Here is a 13404-nt window from a genome sequence, read left to right as displayed (position 1 = left end):
CCACAGTCCGTTGATCTGATTACGACGGGTGTTGATTGCGGGATACGCAGCTCTTATGCTTCCTGTTTTTCGTTAAGGAACACAAACTTATTGTCGAACATATCCAGCTTAATCGTACTTTCCTTATCGATGTTGCCTGCCAGGATTTCCTTCGACAGCTCGTTGAGGATGTGTTTCTGTATCACCCTTTTGAGTGGCCGTGCGCCGTATTGCGGGTCGTATCCCAGCTGGGCGAGCCAGTCGAGCGCTTCTTCGCTGGCTGTAAGCCGGATACCCATTTCGGCCAGCTGCTGCTGTACATGGGCAAACTGCATGTGCACGATTTCCCCGATCTGATTCCGGCTCAGTGGCGTAAACATGATGACCTCATCGATGCGGTTGAGAAACTCAGGCCGGATGGTCTGTTGCAGCAATTCGAAGACCGCGCTGCGTGTTTTGGCAACGACTTCCTCCCGGTTCGTGTCAGTCAACTGGCTGAAGTTCTCCTGGATCAGGTGTGAGCCGATATTGGAGGTCATGATGATGATGGTGTTCTTGAAATTCACCGTCCGTCCCTTGTTATCCGTCAGGTGGCCATCGTCCAGCACCTGCAGCAGGATGTTGAATACATCCGGGTGTGCCTTTTCGATCTCATCAAGCAGTACAACCGAATACGGGTGGCGTCGCACGGCTTCCGTGAGCTGCCCGCCTTCATCATAACCCACGTATCCCGGAGGCGCCCCGATCAGGCGCGATACCGAGTGCCGTTCCTGGTATTCACTCATGTCAATCCGCACCATGGAATGTTCGTCGTTGAAGAGAAATTCGGCCAGTGCCCGTGCCAGCTCGGTTTTGCCCACGCCGGTGGTGCCCAGGAAAATAAACGAACCGATGGGGCGTTTGACGTCGCTCAGTCCGGCCCGTGAACGGCGGATTGCATCCGAGATGGCTTCAATCGCTTCGTCCTGCCCGGCCACCCGCTTGTGCAATTCGGCTTCCAGGTGCAACAGCTTTTCCCGTTCACTCTGAACCATCCGGCTAACCGGAATGCCGGTCCACCGCGCTACCACGTCGGCAATATCATCGGCGGTCACTTCTTCTTTAAGCATGCGGCTGCCGCTTTGTTTTTCGCTTAGTTCACTCTTCAGGGCATCCACTTTATCCTGGGACTCCTTGATGCGGCCGTAACGGATTTCCGCTACTTTGCCATAATCGCCCGCCCGCTCGGCCTGATCGGCTTCCAGCTTGTAGTTTTCGATCTGCTCGATTTCGTGGTTGATGTTGTCCACGAGCGTCTTTTCACTCTGCCATGCAGCACGCAGGGAATCGCGTTCGGCGGTGAGGTTAGCAATCTGCTCACTCAATTCACTCACTTTTTTGGTGTCTTTTTCCCGTTTGATTGCCTCCCGCTCGATTTCCAGCTGCATGATCCGGCGCTCGATTTCATCGACAGCCTCCGGTACCGAATCCATCTCCAGCCGGAGCTTGGAGGCGGCTTCGTCCATCAGGTCGATGGCCTTGTCAGGTAAAAATCGGTCGCTGATGTAACGCTGGGACAGTTCCACGGCGGAGATAATGGCTTCGTCGAGAATCCGGACTTTGTGATGCGTTTCGTAACGCTCTTTCAGTCCGCGCAGGATGGAAATCGCATCCTGCGTATCGGGTTCTTCCACCATCACCTTCTGGAAACGGCGTTCCAGGGCCTTATCTCTCTCAAAGTATTTCTGGTATTCGTTGAGTGTGGTGGCACCTATGGCCCGCAGCTCGCCCCTGGCGAGTGCAGGCTTAAGGATATTGGCTGCATCCATGGCCCCTTCACCGCCACCCGCTCCAATAAGCGTATGGATTTCATCAATAAACAGGATGATCTCCCCGTCGCTCTGTGTCACCTCTTTGACGACGGCCTTGAGTCGCTCTTCAAATTCCCCTTTGTATTTGGCGCCGGCAATTAATGCGCCCATATCCAGTGAGTATACGGTCTTCGATTTGAGGTTTTCCGGAACGTCACCCTGGATGATGCGGTGTGCGATCCCTTCGGCGATGGCTGTTTTGCCCACACCGGGCTCGCCCACCAGGATGGGATTGTTTTTCGTACGGCGGGAGAGGATCTGGATCACCCGGCGGATCTCTTCGTCGCGCCCGATCACCGGATCGAGTTTTCCCGATTCCGCAAATTCATTGAGGTTGCGGGCATATTTGTTCAGGGCATTGTAAGTCGCCTCTGCATTTTGATCGGTCACCCGCGCACTGCCCCGTAATTCCGAAATGGCTTTTTTCAGGTCCTTCTCGGTCACACCCTGGTCCTTCAGCAGTGCGGCGGTCTGATCACCCGTGCCCAGCAGGCCGAGCAGGATGTGTTCGATGGATACAAATTCATCTTTGAATTCTTTCAGGTACGACTGCGCCTTCTGCAGGGCGGTGTTTGCCGTGGACGACAGGTAAATGTTGCTGCCGCTTACCTTGGGAAACCCGGCTATTTGTTTATCGAGTTCCTCTTCCACGTGCCTTACGTTGACGTTGAGCTTTTTGAGCAGGTGGCTCACCACATTTTCGTCTACGAGAAGCAACGCCTTAAGTAGGTGGGCCGTTTCAATCGCCTGTTGCTGATTACCCAGTGCAATTTCAGAAGCTTTCTGTACCGCTTCCTGGGCTTTTATGGTATAATTGTTAAAATTCATATGCTTAGTTTTGCTGGGATATGATCAAAACAAATACCAGTGCCGATTTGATTGGTAAATCGGAAATTTTGTCGTGTATAATCTGTTGTTTCTGACTAATTGACTGCTGACTAACGGGTTATGCTGAAAAAAATGCAGTCGATCCTGTTCCGTACATTCCTGTAATCGCTAAAAATTCGGCTTCAGCAGGTATTTGTCGTAGAACCGGAAAATGTGTGTCACGGCTTCTTCGGCCGTATCCACCAGTCGGTACAGGTTGAGGTCTTCCGGACTGATATTGCCTGCTTCCAGCATGGTCTTTTTTACCCATTCAAACAACCCGCCGTAATAATCTACCCCCACAAGTACAATAGGAAACCGGGCGATTTTCCCCGTCTGTATCAGGGTCAGTGCCTCGAATAGCTCATCCATCGTCCCGAAACCGCCTGGAAGCACGATAAAACCTTGGGAATATTTCATGAACATTACCTTGCGCACAAAGAAGTAGTTAAACTGTAGGAGCTTGTCGGAATCGATATAGGGGTTATGGAATTGCTCGAAGGGCAGTTCGATGTTAATCCCCACGGATTTTCCGCCGGCCTCATAGGCGCCTTTGTTGGCTGCTTCCATAATACCCGGTCCGCCGCCCGATACCACACCGTACCCCCGCTCGGTAAGCAGGCGGGCAATATCCTCGGCCAGTTTGTAATACTGATGATCCTGCGGGGTCCGGGCCGAACCGAACATGGATACGCAGGGGCCTATTTTGGCAAGTTTTTCGAAGCCATCCACAAATTCGGCCATGATTTTAAAAATCTGCCAGGAATCCTTGACCTTGATTTCCTGCCAGGTTTTGTTTTCAAAGGCCCTGATGATTTTATCTTCCCGTGTCCTTGCCATAAAACTTGCTGATTTTTGCTAAAATAATAAATTTCACATTAAGGTAGCGATATTTGATGCAGCACGCCTTACCCCATCTTGATTGCGGCTCCGGAAGCTCGTAAAGCCGTGTACGTATTTAGCAGGAGCCTGCTGCGCTATGGATGCAGTCTATGTTGAGCATGGATCCGGGGTGCGTCCGGTGTTTTTCGGAAAATACTGGACTCATACTGGACTCACACTGGAGTTACACTGGACTCATACTGGACTCACTCCGAAGAAATCTGCTGCATATCCCGGTCCGGAATGCGGTATGGTCTTCGTTTAAAACAGCGATTTGGGCTTCTTGGATAATTCCGGATTGGCTATACCATACAAATTTACGTTTTCCTATCTTTGTTCCATGAATTTTTCCTCCAAGTTGCTGGAACAGGCCGTGGCGGAGTTCGGCCGGCTGCCGGGCGTAGGACAGAAAACCGCGTTGCGCCTGGTGCTGCACCTGCTGAAGCAGCCGGAAACCGACGTGTCGCGTTTTACGGAAACACTCGACCGGCTGAAACGTGAGATCAGGCACTGCGGTATATGCCATAATATTTCCGACCAGGCAACCTGTGAAATCTGTGCCTCGCATAAGCGGAATAAAGGATTGATCTGCGTTGTAGAGGATACGCGCGATGTGATGGCCATTGAAAATACCGACCAGTACCATGGTGTGTACCACGTGCTGGGTGGGTTGATTTCGCCGATGGACGGTATCGGTCCGTCTGACCTGCAGATCGACAGCCTGGTGAAACGCCTGGAAGCAGGAGGGGTGCAGGAGGTTATCCTGGCCCTCAGCGCGACCATGGAAGGGGATACCACCATTTTTTATCTCTATAAGAAACTGAAAACCTTCGGTGTGCAGATCAGCACCATTGCCCGCGGAATTGCATTTGGCGGGGAACTGGAATACGTCGATGAAGTAACACTCGGCCGTTCGATTGCCACCCGGGTGCCTTACGAACGGAGCATTGCATAACAGACCCTATGGATAGCACATCACTTCGGAATAAAACTGTTATCATTACCGGGGCCTCTTCGGGCATTGGCCTGGCGTGTGCAGAAGCTTTTGCCCGCCGCGGCGCTAACCTGGTGCTGGGTGCAAGGCGGTATGTAGACTTGTGCGAAATTGCCCGGTCGCTTGAAGCGCAATATGCGGTACGTGCAGTGGCCGTGCAGTGCGATGTAGCCCGGGAAGCGGACTGCAAAGCGCTGGTGGATCAGGCGATATCGACCTTTAACGGGGTGGACGTACTGGTTAATAATGCCGGTATCAGCATGCGGGCGCTGTTTGCCGACCTGGACCTGGCCGTATTACACCGGTTGATGGATGTGAACTTCTGGGGCACGGTATGCTGTACCAAGTATGCGTTGGACGCGCTGCTCCACAGCCGCGGATCGGTGGTGGCTGTGTCGTCCATCGCCGGATACCGCGGATTGCCGGGCCGGACAGGCTACTCGGCATCCAAATTTGCCATCCATGGCTTTATGGAATCGCTGCGCGTTGAAAACCTCCGGACCGGATTGCATGTCATGCTTGCGTGCCCTGGGTTTACCGCATCCAGCATCCGGGAGACGGCACTGGACGCCGCCGGTACCGCCCACGGCGAAACCAGTATGGACGAAGCCAGCATGATGACCGCCGGGGAAGTTGCCGAACGCATTGTAACGGGTGTTATCCGCCGCAGGCGTACCCTCGTCATGACCCGGCAGGGCAAACTGGCCGTATGGATGAACAAGCTGCTGCCCGCCTGGGTAGATCAGCAGGTTTTCAAGCTGTTTGCGAAAGAAAAGAACCCCCTTATCAAATAAAAAGGCCGGCTGGACTCTGAAGTTTTTACATCCGCTTTACTACGGTGTAAAATCCGGCGGATATGACAACCAGTACGATTACGGTAAGCCACCAGAGCGTATTGAACCCGTACGTGTCCGCAATCCGTGTGCCCAGAAAGGGCGAAAACACATGTGCGGCGGAAAAAGCCAGTGCGTTAAGGCCCATGTAGGCTCCCTGATGCTGCCTGGAAGCGCGCTTTACGGCAACGGATGCCATGAAGGGCATCGCCAGTATTTCCGAGATGCTGAGCAGAAAAATGGAAGCATAGAGTATCCAGTAACCGGTTGGTATGGGAAGCATGGCAAAAGAAGCAGCGCAAAGCACGGTGCCCAGCAATATACTGCCCGCGTAGGAAAGCCGCCGTTCGGCCATATGCACCAGTAGCATTTCAAAAATGACGACCACGAAGCCGCTGAATCCCAGGATGATACCTACCTGTTTTTCATCCAGCCCGTGGCCCTGCTGGTAAAACAGGGGCAAGGTACTCAGCAGCTGGAAGAAACAGATGGCATACAGGCAGCACAGGAGGCTGAACAGCAGAAATGGCCAGTCGCGGTAGGGCGACCGGGAAGGAGCGGTTTGCTCCGTTGCCTGTCCAGCCGGTTTCGTACGTACGGTTCCTTTGCGTTTGTAGAAGAATGCAATAAACACCCCGGTAGCAAGGAGGGCGCCCAGCGCGTTGCCATAGAAAATCCAGTTGTAGGAAATGGCTGCCAGGAAGCCGCCCAGCGCCGGACCGATTGAAAAGCCGAGGTTAATGGCCATGCGGTTGAGTGAAAAGGCCCGGGTAATGTTTTCCGGGCGGGCATAACGCGCCACGGAAACCGAATTGGCCGGGCGGAAGGATTCCGTTACGACACTCAGGACATAGATAGCCGCAGCCAGCGTTTCCACCGACGTGAACTGGGGCATTACCAGGAACAGGGGTACCGACAGCAGCAGGCTGAGGGCCTGCACCCAGAAATTACCGAACCGGTCGGTCAGCCAGCCGCCGAGCCACGATCCGGTAACCGCGCCCAGGCCAAAGCAGGCCAGCACGATACCGACCTCAGGTATGCTGAAACCGAGGGCCTGCGTCATGTAAATACCCAGAAACGGCAGTACCATGGCGCCCGTCCGGTTGACCAGCATAACCAGCGCCAGCATCCAGGCCGGGCGCGACAGGTCCCGGTATGCATCGATATATAAACGTAAAAATGCCTTCAAAAGCTGTAATCTGATTAACTATATGGGTTTAAAGCGCCGGTGGGCCGGAAGGCAAGATCGTTTGAAATCTCATATGAACCTGCAGTCAGTAGCTGCTTTTTGCCCGACCGGCGTTCGAATAGGTAGTCGAGCCTGCCGAGATTGATGCCGGCGAATCCAACCTGATTCACCGTTGTGATGGCGCCATCGAGATTACGTATGTGTTCCGGTCGGGGCATAAACGTATGGGTATGCCCACCGATGACCAGGTCGATATGGCGGGTGCCAGCCGCCAGAAGCTGGTCAGAGACCTGACTGCCGGCGTACCGGTATCCCAGGTGTGAGAGGCAGATAACCAGGCTGCAGTTATAATCGTATTTCAGTCTAGCCGCAATATCGTTGGCCACGGCAATGGGATCCAGGTAAACAGTTCCACGGTAATTGTTGGGGTCAACCATGCCGTCAAGCTGGATGCCGAGGCCGAATACGCCGATCCGCAGGCCCTGCTTCCGGAATAGGGTATATGGTTGGGTTTTGCCCGCCAATGCCGTGTCGCTGAAATCGTAGTTGGCGGAAAGGAAAGGGAAATTGGCATGGGTGATCATGCCCGCAAGCGCATCCACCCCGTTGTCAAACTCGTGATTGCCGAAGGTGCTGGCATCATAACCCATTTTGCTCATCAGCTCCATCTCTACTTTTCCACCGAAGAGGTTGTAATAGGGGGTGCCCTGTACAGTGTCGCCCGCATCCAGCAGCAGTACATGGCGTTGCTCCCGGCGGATACTGTCGACCAGCGCTGCCCGGCGGGCTACGCCACCAAGCCCCTGGTTTCGCGATCCGTCCATCGGAAAGGGTTCGACGCGGCTATGGACGTCGTTGGTGTGCAGAATGGTGAGCTGAAGGTGTTCCCCACTGCCGGCCAGTGCGGCATAAGGTAGCGCGGCCAGTGCCGATCCGGCCGTTAATGAACCGGCCGCTTTCAGAAAATTCCGCCTATTCATCCAGTTTGATCCTTCCATCGAGTTGCGTATTTAGCTGTTTTCCTTCGCGGGTGCAATCCTGTACATAGTTGATCAGCGCCTCGCGTACTTTTTGTCCGAGATTTACCCGCTTGACCGGTGCTTCCAGTCCGCGGATGTTATCGCCGCCGTTGGCGAGGTAGTCATACGTGAGCAGCCGATACGTTTTTGAGTCGTCCAGGGGGGTGCCCCCGATCCGGATGTCGTTGGCAGTATTGGCATGGATGACCATCCGCAGGCCAGCCACCGGTTGCCCGCCGGTTGCGGCAATGAACCCTGCAAGCTGGCGAACGCTTTTACCCGATAGCTCCAGGATTACCAGTTCGTTTTCAAAGGGCATGAGTTCAAACAGGTGCCCGACGGTGATCCCGCCCTTCGGTAGCTCCGTGCGTAGACCGCCCTTCGTGCCAAATGAAAAATCAATCCCGGGATCGGATTTGCGGCCTTCGGTAAGCAGCGCGTCGGCAAAGAAATTACCAAGCAGCGTTTCGGGGACCGATCCGGGCTTGGTAAGCGGGACGGCACTGTGCCCGATCACGCGGTTCATTTCGGCGTCCAGCTGTTGTTTGTAGGGAAGGTAATACGCTATAAATGCGGTGTCCGGTGCAATGGATCCATCGATCCGGTGCTCGGTATAAGCCGGTGATCCGGCCGGCAGGGAATACCTGCTGCAGGCGGTGCTTAACAGGCTCAGCAAAGCTACGCCGAAAAGGAACAGGGGGTTAGCAGAAGTACATTTCATCGCGCGCCATTACATTACGTATTCGGCAATTGCAGCCTATGGTAAAGGTAGCCAATGACTGTGAAATCAGGAAAAATTAATTGTTAAATGCCGGTTACGTCTTCTTTAATCCCCAAGCTGGTTTTCCATCGTTTCACCTGCAGTGGCGGGTGCGCCGGTCCTGATTTTCGACCGGATGCGTGCACTGCCCCGGAACTTTCGAGGCATGCCCTTTCCGGAAAACAGCGCAGACAGGTTATAGACTTCCCAATTGACCAGCAGCACGCTGAGCAGAATGACCACCAGGCCGGTGAGCTGGGTGGATGTAACGGTTTCACCGGCAAAAAACACACCCAGTAATACCGCTACGATGGGATTGATATAGGTGTGGGTACTTACCTGCGTTGCGGACCGGACCTGGAGCAGCCAGATGTAGGAACTGTAGGCGATAAGTGAGCCGAAGAGCACGAGGTAACCGATAGACCACCAGGCCGGGGCAGGGACCTCACTGAACCGGAAACGGCCGATTTCGCCACGTGCGAAGGCCGTCAGCGCAAATACCGCGCCTGCTGCTGTCATCTGCCATGCGGTATTGACCAGACTATTGCCCGCCGCCTTTTCCGCTTTCCCGAAATATTTTGAATAGAGTGAGCCGGCTGTCCACGCAATGGCGCCGATGATCAGCAGCAGCATACCCCACAGGTTCACCTGTTGCTGGCCGGTATCCATGGCATTGGCCACCTGGTCGCCAAAAAGCATCACCACGCCGAAGAAGCCCATAAACAATCCGGCGATGATCGGGAGGCTGCCGAAATTCGCTTTCCAGTTGGGTTTATCGAGGACGATAAACCAGATGGCGGCGGAGGCCGACATAATGGCAACCAGTCCGCTTGGCAGGAACTGCTCTACCCATATTATAATGCCGTTGTCTACAAACAGCAGCAGCAGCCCCGTGAATCCTGCCTTAATGATCAGGCTCCGTTCAAACACCCGATAGCCCTTGTAGTAGCACCAGCCCAGCAGCAGCAATCCCGCCGTCGTAAAACGCACAGCCCCCAATAAGAACGGTTCAAAACCGCTCAGGGCTTTATGGATAAAAAAGTATGTGGATCCCCACACGACGTAAATCATCGCGAATGAGAGGAAAATTTTCCATTGTGCGTGTTTGGTTGCTGTCATTGTTGCCTCCATTGATTAAGTGCTATGTATTAATATCCTGATGGGCGAAACCAACTGTGCTGTCGCTGATCCGGTCCGGAATCGCATTTCTTCAGGGTGCCGGAATAACCAGCTGCTGCTGTTCCTTTACCGTTTCCAGGACAATGGTGGTCCGGGTGGAGATGATGCTTGGAATCTTGGCAAATGAATTACGCATCAGTTCCACCAATGCCGCTGAATCGGCCGTGCGGACTTTGACCAGGTACCCGTCATCGCCCGCAATGTCATGTACCTCCTGTACTTCCGGGATGGCTGCCAGTGCCTCACCTGTGGTAGCGCATCCGATCCCGTCTGCCGCCCGGATAATGATAAATGAGAGCAGTTTCTGGTCCAGCGCAGCCGGGTTGATCTTTGCCGTGTACTGGAGGATAACCGATTTTTGCTCCAGTTTTTTGACCCGCTCCAAAATGGCCGACGGTGCCATGCCCAGCTCGCGGGCAATGTCCGCGTTGTTAATCCGTGCATTTTCCTGCATCAGGCGGAGGATATGATAGTCCACCTGATCCAGATTATAAGTGATTTCGTCCATAATTCTGCAAAAATACATTATTAAAGAATAATATTCAAAATATATATATTTATTACGAATAATTTACAATATAATAACACGAGTGCCGTGAAAAGGAGAGCATGCCAGCACCGGGGAGACCATCGGTTACCCGGGACAGGCTTATAAAAAACTGAAAAAATATTTTGCATAATTAACAGTGTTAACTAAATTTGCTCCGTTAAATCGAAATCATGGGAATCAGAGAACGGAAAGAGCGGCATAAAGAAAACCTGAAAGCACAGATCCTGGAGGCGGCTAAACGGCTTTTCGTGAAAGAAGGGTATGCGGCGACATCTATCCGGAAGATCGCGGCGGAAATAGAGTTCAGCCCGACCACCATTTACCTGTATTACAAGGACAAATCGGACATTGCCTACGCCCTGCATCAGGAGGGGTTCCTATTATTCCGGGAGCGGCTGGCCGTACTGGAACTGGTTGAACACCCTTTTGAGCGGCTTCGGGCCATGGGTAGGGCATACATCCAGTTTGCCCTTGATCACCCTGATTTTTATGAAGTTATGTTCATTATGCGCGAGCCGATGGATTACCTGGAAACCCATCACCCGGAGCAGGATTGGCCGGAAGGGGAGCGGGTATTGGATGGGCTGTTTCAAACCATCCACGCCTGCCAGCAGGCAGGTTATTTTAACGATATCGGTACACAGGAAATGGCTATCCTTTCGTGGAACGTCGTACACGGCCTGTGTTCGCTGCACATTACGGGCCACTTTAGGTCGATTGCAGAAAAATGTGCCCCGCATCAGGACTTTAAGAAGGATTCGCTGCTGGAGGATGTGTTCCAGGCCTACATGAAGGTAATCGAACGGATGAAGTAATTTTTTTATCAAAAAATAAACACTGTTAATTATGAGAACAGTATTAATAACATGTAAAATAACCCTACTGGGTTTTGCTCTGCTGGCCGTGCAGCGGCCTGCCGTTGCACAGGATGTGCTGGAGCGTTATGTTGCCGAGGGGCTGGAGGGAAACCTGGTCCTGAAGCAGCGCCATGTGTCACTTGAAAAAGCAACCTTTGCACTGAAATCAGCTAAAAGTTTGTTTTTACCCGCAATCAACCTCCAGGCGGGCTACCAGACCGCCGATGGCGGCCGGAATATCCCGCTGCCCATTGGCGACCTGCTTAATCCGGTGTACAGCACGCTTAACCAGCTGACGCAGTCGGGCCGCTTTCCGCAGATCGAGAATGAAACCATCAATTTTCTCCCCAGAAACTATTACGATGCGCATATCCGTACCACGTTGCCGCTGATCAATACCGATATCGGGCATAATAAGCGTATCCAGACGCAGCAGGTGCAGTTGAGCGCGCTGGAGGTGGATACCTATAAGCGGGAATTGGTAAAAGAAATCAAAACGGCTTATTTTAATTTTCTTGGCGCACTGCGGGCTGTTGAAATTTACCGGTCGTCACTTGGGTTGGCGGAAGAGGGGCTGCGGACCAACGAGAAACTGGTGGCCAACGGGAAAGGATTGCCGGCTTATGTGTTGCGCTCCAACAGCGAAGTGGCCGCCGCGCGGGCAAAGCTTACGGCGGCTGAACTGAACACGCAAAATGCCCGGTTGTATTTCAACAGCTTGCTGAACCGATCGGAGGATGCTACCATTGATACGGCATATCAGCAGGAATCGGCATTGCTGCAGATTGCCGGCATGCTGCATGGCCCGCAGGGAACCCCGGCCGAACGCGAAGAACTGAAATCACTGGCCGTGGCCATCGGTATCCGGGAAACCGCACTGCATATGGACAGGCAATATGCCGTGCCGAAGCTGAATGCTTTTCTGGATCTCGGCTCCCAATCGGAAGGGTTTCAGTTCAACGGACAAACCCGCTATTACCTCGCCGGACTGCAACTGGAGTTCCCGATTTTCAATGGCAACCGGAATAAGTATAAGATCCAGCAATCGCGGCTCGACCTGCTGGACGCCCGGCTGCAACTGGAACAGGCCCAGCGGCAACTGGAATTATCCGGTTCGGTAGCCTACCATAACCTGCAGTCGGCCTGGCAGAATTACCAATCGGCCAAAAGCCAGCTGGAGGCGGCCAGCGCCTATCAGCGGCTCATTACCCGGGGCTACCAGGCCGGATCCAACAGTTATATCGAAACGGTGGATGCGCGCAGCCAGTATACTTCGGCCCAGGTGGCCCTGATGATCGGTACCTATGAGGTGCTTTCCGCAGCGGCAGCCCTGGAGCGCGAACAAGCCAGTTACCCACTTACGCCATAAACGTGTCAAACAAAATAGCCATGAACAAATTAAGCTATCCTACGATTGGTTTTTCCCTGCTGCTGGCCGTGTCCGCCTGTGGTCCGGAAAAACGGGAAAATGCCGTCATGCAGGCAACCGATACCATACCCGTAACGCTGATGCCGCTGGAATCGACCGATACCACAGCAACGGTGACCGCAACGGGTACCTTTACAACCGACGATGAAACGGCGCTTGCTTTTAAAAACGGCGGAATCATCCAGCAGGTACACGTCAGGGAGGGAGATGCCTTTAAAAAGGGCCAGCTGCTAGCCAGTCTGGAGCCCACCGAAATCAACACCGCCGTACGGCAGTCGCAGCTCGCACTGGAAAAGGCCGAGCGGGATTATAACCGGGCGCGCCAGCTTTACCTGGACAGCGTGGCGACGCTGGAACAGATGGAAAATGCACGCACGGCGCTCGACGCTGCGAAACAGGACGCCGAGCGGGCGGGGTACAACCTCCGGCATACGGCCATCCGGGCCCCGTTTGACGGCTATGTTTTAAGGCGCGCGGCTAATGCAGGGCAGGTGGTTGGACCGGGAACGCCGGTGCTGATGGTGAGCGGTGCCGGCCATAATGGCTGGCTGCTGCGTGCCGGGGTGAGCGACACACAATGGGCTGCGATCGGGGTCGGTGACAGCGCTGCCGTGTCCCGCGATGCGGCTGGTGGTGCACCCGTTCCAGCCGTGGTACAGCGTAAATCGGAAGGCATTGACCCGGAATCGGGCACGTTCACGATTTACCTGACGCTGGCCGGTCCCGACCTGCCGTCACTGGCATCGGGCATGTTCGGCCGGGCGACGATTCGCCTTTCGGCGAAAAAGGACGGCTGGTTTATTCCATATGAGGCATTGCTGGACGGTGATGCGGGGACGGGCTACGTGTTCGTGACCCGCGACAGTCTCACGGCGCAACGCGTGCCGGTGCAGATCGGGGAAATCGGCAAAGACCATGTGCGGATTACCGGCGGACTCGAACATGCGCGGTCACTGATTGTATCCGGTAGTCCCTACCTGCGGGACGGTTCAGTAATCAAGGTAAAAAAATAGGCA

General features: G+C 54.0%; 12 protein-coding genes. 5 read left to right on the top strand and 7 right to left on the bottom strand.

The genetic code is table 11. The annotated features are described in order from the left end of the window. Positions 1-53: 53 nt before the first annotated feature. Together clpB and NEV57_RS03615 are read right to left on the bottom strand one after the other, a co-directional pair. On the bottom strand, positions 54-2657 hold the full coding sequence (gene clpB / locus NEV57_RS03620; RefSeq protein WP_257656911.1) for an ATP-dependent chaperone ClpB: 2604 nt from the start codon (positions 2655-2657) through the stop codon (positions 54-56). Between the two features lie 168 nt (positions 2658-2825). Beyond that, positions 2826-3536 (bottom strand): LOG family protein, encoded by a 711-nt coding sequence (locus tag NEV57_RS03615; RefSeq protein ID WP_257656910.1) that lies wholly within the window; start codon positions 3534-3536, stop codon positions 2826-2828. A 382-nt stretch (positions 3537-3918) separates the two neighbouring features. Here NEV57_RS03615 and recR point away from each other — a divergent pair, with 382 nt between their 5' ends. Continuing rightward, complete coding sequence (gene recR / locus NEV57_RS03610; protein WP_257656909.1) at positions 3919-4533, top strand: recombination mediator RecR; 615 nt, start codon at positions 3919-3921, stop codon at positions 4531-4533. Between the two features lie 8 nt (positions 4534-4541). Continuing rightward, a complete protein-coding gene (locus tag NEV57_RS03605; protein ID WP_257656908.1) occupies positions 4542-5366 on the top strand; it encodes an SDR family oxidoreductase in 825 nt (274 codons plus the stop codon). 25 nt (positions 5367-5391) lie between these two features. On the opposite strand, the gene NEV57_RS03600 is transcribed toward NEV57_RS03605, so the two are convergent. The 5 genes from NEV57_RS03600 to NEV57_RS03580 form a co-directional block, all read right to left on the bottom strand. Continuing rightward, the gene (locus NEV57_RS03600) at positions 5392-6594 is read right to left on the bottom strand and encodes an MFS transporter (RefSeq protein ID WP_257656907.1); all 1203 of its coding nucleotides are present in this window, start codon (positions 6592-6594) and stop codon (positions 5392-5394) included. 14 nt (positions 6595-6608) lie between these two features. After that, positions 6609-7592 (bottom strand): bifunctional metallophosphatase/5'-nucleotidase, encoded by a 984-nt coding sequence (locus NEV57_RS03595; RefSeq protein ID WP_257656906.1) that lies wholly within the window; start codon positions 7590-7592, stop codon positions 6609-6611. Beyond that, entirely contained in the window at positions 7567-8334 is a 768-nt protein-coding gene (locus tag NEV57_RS03590) for a 5'-nucleotidase C-terminal domain-containing protein (RefSeq protein WP_257656905.1), read from the bottom strand. The genes NEV57_RS03595 and NEV57_RS03590 overlap by 26 nt, the downstream gene beginning before the upstream one ends. A gap of 105 nt (positions 8335-8439) precedes the next feature. Beyond that, on the bottom strand, positions 8440-9492 hold the full coding sequence (locus NEV57_RS03585) for an EamA family transporter (protein WP_257656904.1): 1053 nt from the start codon (positions 9490-9492) through the stop codon (positions 8440-8442). 91 nt (positions 9493-9583) lie between these two features. Further along, positions 9584-10060, bottom strand: a complete 477-nt coding sequence (locus NEV57_RS03580; protein ID WP_257656903.1) for an Lrp/AsnC family transcriptional regulator — start codon at positions 10058-10060, stop codon at positions 9584-9586. Between the two features lie 212 nt (positions 10061-10272). Between NEV57_RS03580 and NEV57_RS03575 the strand changes: the two genes are divergently transcribed. Genes NEV57_RS03575 through NEV57_RS03565 form a run of 3 tightly spaced genes read left to right on the top strand, consistent with a single transcriptional unit; the run spans position 10273 to position 13401 of the window. Beyond that, the gene (locus NEV57_RS03575; protein ID WP_257656902.1) at positions 10273-10917 is read left to right on the top strand and encodes a TetR/AcrR family transcriptional regulator; all 645 of its coding nucleotides are present in this window, start codon (positions 10273-10275) and stop codon (positions 10915-10917) included. Positions 10918-10948: 31 nt separating this feature from the next. Further along, complete coding sequence (locus NEV57_RS03570) at positions 10949-12328, top strand: TolC family protein (protein WP_257656901.1); 1380 nt, start codon at positions 10949-10951, stop codon at positions 12326-12328. Between the two features lie 20 nt (positions 12329-12348). Continuing rightward, the gene (locus tag NEV57_RS03565; RefSeq protein ID WP_257656900.1) at positions 12349-13401 is read left to right on the top strand and encodes an efflux RND transporter periplasmic adaptor subunit; all 1053 of its coding nucleotides are present in this window, start codon (positions 12349-12351) and stop codon (positions 13399-13401) included. Positions 13402-13404 lie beyond the last annotated feature (3 nt).

The sequence above is a fragment of the Parapedobacter lycopersici genome, assembly GCF_024643285.1.
GTDB classification, from domain to species: Bacteria; Bacteroidota; Bacteroidia; order Sphingobacteriales; family Sphingobacteriaceae; genus Parapedobacter; species Parapedobacter lycopersici.
The sequence above is the reverse complement of the archived record's forward strand: the minus strand, read 5'-3'. Positions and strand labels throughout refer to the sequence as shown.

Bases quoted from the DNA above. Each gene is read 5' to 3' on its own strand.
- NEV57_RS03590 (WP_257656905.1), bottom strand. From the start codon at position 8,334: ATGAAATGTACTTCTGCTAACCCCCTGTTCCTTTTCGGCGTAGCTTTG.
- NEV57_RS03580 (WP_257656903.1), bottom strand. From the start codon at position 10,060: ATGGACGAAATCACTTATAATCTGGATCAGGTGGACTATCATATCCTC.
- NEV57_RS03595 (WP_257656906.1), bottom strand. From the start codon at position 7,592: ATGGAAGGATCAAACTGGATGAATAGGCGGAATTTTCTGAAAGCGGCC.
- clpB (WP_257656911.1), bottom strand. From the start codon at position 2,657: ATGAATTTTAACAATTATACCATAAAAGCCCAGGAAGCGGTACAGAAA.
- NEV57_RS03575 (WP_257656902.1), top strand. From the start codon at position 10,273: ATGGGAATCAGAGAACGGAAAGAGCGGCATAAAGAAAACCTGAAAGCA.
- NEV57_RS03585 (WP_257656904.1), bottom strand. From the start codon at position 9,492: ATGACAGCAACCAAACACGCACAATGGAAAATTTTCCTCTCATTCGCG.
- NEV57_RS03615 (WP_257656910.1), bottom strand. From the start codon at position 3,536: ATGGCAAGGACACGGGAAGATAAAATCATCAGGGCCTTTGAAAACAAA.
- recR (WP_257656909.1), top strand. From the start codon at position 3,919: ATGAATTTTTCCTCCAAGTTGCTGGAACAGGCCGTGGCGGAGTTCGGC.
- NEV57_RS03605 (WP_257656908.1), top strand. From the start codon at position 4,542: ATGGATAGCACATCACTTCGGAATAAAACTGTTATCATTACCGGGGCC.
- NEV57_RS03570 (WP_257656901.1), top strand. From the start codon at position 10,949: ATGAGAACAGTATTAATAACATGTAAAATAACCCTACTGGGTTTTGCT.
- NEV57_RS03565 (WP_257656900.1), top strand. From the start codon at position 12,349: ATGAACAAATTAAGCTATCCTACGATTGGTTTTTCCCTGCTGCTGGCC.